The organism is Streptomyces milbemycinicus, assembly GCF_002154605.1.
GTDB classification, from domain to species: Bacteria; Actinomycetota; Actinomycetes; order Streptomycetales; family Streptomycetaceae; genus Streptomyces; species Streptomyces milbemycinicus.
Map to the genome: position 1 here is coordinate 1 of NZ_MUNE01000447.1, position 4,877 is coordinate 4,877.

Annotated in this window: 6 protein-coding genes; 1 reads left to right on the forward strand and 5 read right to left on the reverse strand. The window is 71.5% G+C overall.

Annotated elements, in window-relative coordinates; translation table 11 throughout:
• The 5 genes from CCN51_RS32625 to CCN51_RS32645 form a co-directional block, all read right to left on the reverse strand.
• On the reverse strand, window positions 1–510 hold a 510-nt coding region (locus CCN51_RS32625), incomplete at its 3' end, for an ABC transporter ATP-binding protein (RefSeq protein WP_086860423.1).
• Window positions 507–1,646: a peptidoglycan-binding domain-containing protein gene (locus CCN51_RS32630; RefSeq protein WP_014179146.1), complete on the reverse strand. Its 1,140-nt coding sequence runs from the start codon at window positions 1,644–1,646 to the stop codon at window positions 507–509. The genes CCN51_RS32630 and CCN51_RS32625, both read right to left, overlap by 4 nt.
• Window positions 1,646–2,254 carry a hypothetical protein gene (locus CCN51_RS32635; protein WP_014179147.1) on the reverse strand — a complete coding sequence of 203 codons (609 nt, stop codon included), beginning with the start codon at window positions 2,252–2,254 and terminating at the stop codon, window positions 1,646–1,648. The genes CCN51_RS32630 and CCN51_RS32635 overlap by 1 nt, the downstream gene beginning before the upstream one ends.
• 156 nt (window positions 2,255–2,410) lie before the next feature.
• Entirely contained in the window at window positions 2,411–3,034 is a 624-nt protein-coding gene (locus tag CCN51_RS32640) for a hypothetical protein (RefSeq protein WP_014179148.1), read from the reverse strand.
• Window positions 3,035–3,176: 142 nt separating this feature from the next.
• A complete protein-coding gene (locus tag CCN51_RS32645) occupies window positions 3,177–4,019 on the reverse strand; it encodes a DUF1963 domain-containing protein (RefSeq protein ID WP_014179149.1) in 843 nt (280 codons plus the stop codon).
• A gap of 116 nt (window positions 4,020–4,135) precedes the next feature.
• Between CCN51_RS32645 and CCN51_RS32650 the strand changes: the two genes are divergently transcribed.
• Window positions 4,136–4,732 carry an RNA polymerase sigma factor gene (locus CCN51_RS32650; protein WP_014179150.1) on the forward strand — a complete coding sequence of 199 codons (597 nt, stop codon included), beginning with the start codon at window positions 4,136–4,138 and terminating at the stop codon, window positions 4,730–4,732.
• The last annotated feature ends 145 nt before the right edge of the window (window positions 4,733–4,877 follow it).

The window sequence follows — 4,877 nt, forward strand, 5'->3', positions numbered from 1 at the left end:
GCCGGTCGGCTCGTCGGCCAGCAGCAGCGCGGGCTCCCCGATCACCGCCCGGGCCACGGCGGCCCGCTGGCGTTCGCCGCCCGACAGCTGATGGGGCAGATGACCGGACCGGTGGCCAAGCCCCACCCGGGCCAGCGCCTCCGAGGCCCTGCGCCGGCGCTCCCGCACGGGCACGCCCGCGTAGAGCAGCCCGTCGGCCACTGTGTCGAGCACCGGCACGCCGAGCGCCAGGTGGAACTGCTGGAACACAAAGCCGATCCGCTGTGCCCGCAGCGCGGACAGCTCGCGGTCGGACAGCCGGGCCACGTCATGGCCGTCGACCGTGACCCGCCCGGCGCTCGGCCGGTCGAGCGTGCCCATCAGGTGCAGCAGACTCGACTTCCCGGAGCCGGACGGGCCGACGACGGCGACCAGTTCACCGGAGCGGATCAGCAGATTCGTGTCACGGACCGCCGCGACCCCGCCGGGGTAGGTCTTCGTGACCCCCTCGAAGACGACCACGGGCCTCATTCGGGGATCCTCACCTTCAAGCCCTCGCGCACGGCGGACCCGCTCACCTCGACCTTGCCGTTCGCGAACAGACCGGTCTTGACGGCGACGAAGCGGTTGCCCTTCCCGTCTCCGTCGGCACCTCCGTCGTCGGCGAGTTCCAGCCCGTGGCCGCCCTCGGCGAGCGCCACCAGGGCGGCCACCGGCACGGTCAGGACGTTCTCGCGCTTGCGGCCGACGTAGCGGACGGTCACCGGGGTACTGCTCAGCTGTCCCAGGGCCTCCTGGTCCTTGATGCGGATGAGGACCGGAACCTTGGCGTTCTTGGCCGCGTCCCCGTCGCTGCCTCCGTCGCCGCCCCCGCCGCCGCCCTCGGCGCCCTGTGCCGGGGAGGCGTCCTGCCCGACCTCCGCCACCCGGCCCTTGACCGTATGCCCGTCCGGCAGTTCGACGGTCACCCGATTGCCGCGCTCCGCCCAGCCGGTCTCCCCGGCCGGTGCGTCGACGGTCACCGAGCGTGCGGTGCTCGTGTAGCTCAGCACATTCCCCGTGGCCTGGGCGCCCACCCGGACGCTCGTGCGGGCGATCCGGATCGGCCCGGACACGTACGCGATGTCCCCGGTCCCCACCTTGCCGGTCCTCGGCCTGCCCAGGTCTCTCTGCCAGCGCTTGACCGCGTCGGCGGTCAGTTGAGAGTACGTGTCGTTGACCGTGAAGCCCGAGTAGCCGAGCATGGCCAGGTTGGACTCGAACTGCTTGACGTCCAGGCCCCGGAGGGGACGGTCCGGGTCCCGGCCGGCCGCCAGCTCCCGGTACATCGGCAGGTCCCCGTACAGCAACACGACGGGCTTCTCGTCCACCCGCAGCAGCGTCTGGCCGCGCGTGACGGTCTTCTCGGCCTTCGGCAGCCAGGTGATGGTTCCCTCCGCCCGTGTCTCGAAAGGCACCTCCGGCCCATGGTCCAGCGTCCCGTCGACCGCCGTCTCGTCGACCAGCGTGCCGCGCGTGACCCGTACCGTCCTGTCACCGCGCCCGGAGTCCGACCCGCCGGAGTCCGAGCCGTCCCCGCCGCCGAGCCCCAGCGCGCCGACCACCGCCACGGCGCTGACCGCCACGGCCCCCGCCGCCACCAGGACGGACCTGCGCCCGACGCCCATCAGCCCTTCGCCTTACCGGGGTTGACCGGGTCCCCGATGATCGGCGCACAGATGCGGATGGCCCGTTTGGCGCGCGCCGACGTCGGGTCCCACGCCATCTTTCCGTCGTTCTGGAAGTCCTCGTCGGAGTAGCCGTCGTCGCCCACGTCCGGAGCCTCCGGAACCCCGTTCTCCTGCATGCACTTCGCGTAGCGCTTCCTGGTCGCGATCTCCTTGGCGGACAGCTTCGGCCTCTCCTGCCGCTCCAGCTCCTCGGGCACCGGGAGCGAGAACTTCTCGCACTTCACCTGGGCCCGGGTGAACTTCGGGTCCGCCTTCAACTCCCGCGCGTCGCCGAAGTCGATGTGGCCTTTCGCATCGGGGTCGGGGACGTCAAGCCCCTCCTCGCGCAGACACTTGACGAACCTGCGCTGCCCCTCGACGTACCGCGCGATCTCGCCGTCCCCGGCCCTCGACGAACCGGACTTGGTCTTTCCGTCCCCCGCCGAGGCCACCTCGTCCCCGCCTCCTCCGCCACCACCACACCCGGCCAGCCCCAGCGCCATCACCGACACCACCACGGCCGGCCACACCCGGGCCGCGAACCGCCGCCGCGCACATGCCTTCATGGATACAGATCCCTCAATCCCTCAATCCCGCGTGACCGCCCCGACGCTGGTGCGGCCGGGCGGGCTTGAACGTATGAGGGGCCCTATGAAGAACCTATGAAGAAGCCATCAAGAACCGACGCGGGAGCCATCGGCACGGCAGACCACCGCGGCACATCACTGCAACCAGGCGCTGAATGCCTCCTGCGTCGCCGTGCGCAGCAGCTCGTCCTCCACCGCCCGCAGCCTGCCCCCGCCGGCCACCGGCGACGCCCCGTACGGCCGCCCCTTGGCGCGCCACAGCTCCTTGGCCTCCGGTGTGGCGACCAGGCACTGCGAGCGCAGGTCCCCGGCGATCCAGAGCATGCCGCGGCCGTCGGGCGTACCGTGCCATACGGTGTCGGGCACCGCCGAGTCCAGCTCCCGGGCGACGCTGCCGTCGGGCGCCAGCAGCAGGATCAGCCGCTGGTGGTCCTTCGTCTCCTCCAGCTGGCACGGCCAGGCCTGGAACGGGTGGCTTCGGGCCAGGGCGAGCTTGGACCCGGTCACAGCGAGGCCGATCGCACCGCCAAGACCGGAGAACAGCGCCAAGGTCCCAGCCCCGCCGGCCACGACCACGCCCGCGTCCAGCGAGACCGGTACCAGCCACTGCACGCCGGCGACGGCCACCGCCACCATCACCACGGCGAACAGCAGGAAATTGCGGGCTATGTTCTTCTCGCGCCGCAGCCGCTCGTAAACTCCCGGGTATGTCGCCGCCGTTCCGCGCGACACTTGATATCCGTACTCGTCCGCCAGCATGATGCCCCTCCGTCCGTCGCCTCACGGCCCTGGAAGGGATGTTGACGGGGCGCGGTGGCGCCCTGCCAGGTCTTCAGGCGTCCCGGACAGTCCCGGACACCTCCTTTGACGACAGGCCCTGGACCTGGCAGGGCGCCTGGTGTCACCAGATGTCCGGGGTCGGGACCGCCTGGCCGAAGTCGCCGATCCGCAGCGCGTCGGTGGGTATCGCCCAGTGCATCCAGCCGCCGTCGCCGCCGATGGACCACTCTTCATACGAGGCCAGCTGCAGCAGGTGGTGGTAGCGGTTCGGGTCCTTGCCGAACGGCACCATCGGCGAGCTGCCGGTGGGGAATTGCGGCCGGCCGAAGGCCATGTCCTCGGAATCGAGCGCGCCCGGCCGCTCGGACCACTCGGTGAGCTGATTCTCCACATAATTGCCGGGCATGGCCCTGGCCATATCGTCGGCGTCGGGCCCCACATCGAAGCCGTTCCAGGCAGGATCCCAGGTGTCGGGGAAGGCGAACCCGGGCTTCGCCGCCCACGGGATCGGCTCGAAGACGCTCGACCGGGCGGGCGGGTCCGTCTCGACGGCGTGCGCGAAGCGGGCCGGGATGACGCTGCTCACCTCGACCTCGTAGTGGCCGTATTTGTTCATCAGGTCGTAGGAAACGGGGTCGTGCTGCTCGGATTCGGCGTCGAGACAGAAGAAGTTGAGCAAGCCCGTCCCGGCGGGGAGGACATCGCCGAGCCAGGGGGAGAGGGTGTCGGCGTCGAGGACGGCGATCAGGCTCAGCGGAAAGCCGTCACAGGTCGGCCAAGGAGTACCCGGTTCGAGCATCGCTCTGCCCCCGAACCGGCTGTGCCCGGCGGCCTCCCCGGGGTTCTCGGCCGCGGTGAGCGCGAAACCCGGCCGGGCCAAGTCGACGTAGCGGGCGGCGAGTTGCGGGCCCAGGCGCTCGGCGCAGAAATCACGAAGGGCGGAGAGTCTGCTCTCTGGATCCATGGCCGCATTCAAACACCCGCCCCCGACAGGGCGGTGTCCCGGCGCGAACGCTGTCGGCTCCGCCCGACAAGTAGGGGGTGTGACCGCCCACTTCGGCGGTCGGAGACGGAGGCCCTGTGATCAGGGAAGAACATACGGACGATACGGACGGTGAGCTGCTGCGGCGCTCGCAGCGGGACCCGACGGCGTTCGAACCGCTCGTGGCCCGCCACTCGGCGGCGCTGCACGGCTATCTCGTACGGCGCGCCCCGGGCGCGGCGGACGACCTGCTGTCGGAGCTGTGGCTGCGCGCCTACGCGAGCCGGCACGGCTTCGACGCGGCGCGCGGGACGGCCAGAGCCTGGCTGTTCGGGGTGGCCCGAAACGTCCTGGCGGCGCACTGGCGCCGACTGGAGACGGAGGCGTCGCCGGGCTCGGCGCGGTTCGCGGAGGGCATCGCCGGCGACCCGTGGCACGCCGTCGACCAGCGGCTGGACGCCGCGGCGGTCGCGCCGGTGCTGCGCCACGCGCTGACCAAGCTGCCCGCCGTCGAACGGGAGTTGATGCTGCTCATCGCCTGGGAGCAGCTGACCCCTACCGAGGCCGCCTCGGTCATCGGCGTCCCCCCGGGCACCGCCCGCTCCCGGCTGCACCGCGCCCGCACCCGGCTGCGCGAACGGCTCGGCGCCTTCGTCTCCTCCGCCCAGATGTCCAAGACAGGAGAATCCGCATGACCCGCACCGACACCTTCGGCACCGACACCTCCGGTTCCGACCGCCCGCAGAACCACCTCGGCTTCCCCGGAGCGGAGACCCTGATGGCCGCCGGCCGGGTGACGCCGCCGAAGGCCGAGACCGTGGCGGCGTCACCCGGCCGGCG